Genomic DNA, 383 nt, shown 5'->3' with positions numbered 1-383 from the left:
GCCGGACTCGGCCTTGATCAGGTCGATGCACTCCTGCGAGGTGAGCCTGTTCGGGTTGGCCATCTCAGATCTCCGGATAGGTAATGGCCTGGACCGCGGAGTCGCAGACGTACGGCCGAGTGAACGATGACGAGTGACGGGGGCAGGGCGGCCTGCAGCCGGGCGTAGTCCGGTGGCGCGGGGGTTCCATGCGCTAGACCCTACAGCGCGAAGATGTGATGCCAGCGCGCCTGTCGGGGTGATGGGGTGTCTCTCCATGCTTGCAACATTACAGCATGACAATGTAATGTTGGAAGTGAAATCAGATCAGAGGGAAGGGGTACGGATATGTCGCCGCTGCTGATCACCGCCGCTTTTGTCGCGTTCACGATTGTTGTGGTCTG

Annotated in this window: 1 protein-coding gene; it reads right to left on the bottom strand. The window is 60.3% G+C overall.

Translation table 11 applies throughout. The annotated features are described in order from the left end of the window. Positions 1-200: 200 nt before the first annotated feature. Positions 201-383 (bottom strand): hypothetical protein (locus CJ179_RS52455; protein WP_218834963.1); only part of this gene is annotated, 183 nt, incomplete at its 5' end.

This window comes from Rhodococcus sp. ACS1 (genome assembly GCF_002300155.1).
Lineage (GTDB): Bacteria > Actinomycetota > Actinomycetes > Mycobacteriales > Mycobacteriaceae > Rhodococcus_F > Rhodococcus_F koreensis.
The sequence above is the reverse complement of the archived record's forward strand: the minus strand, read 5'-3'. Positions and strand labels throughout refer to the sequence as shown.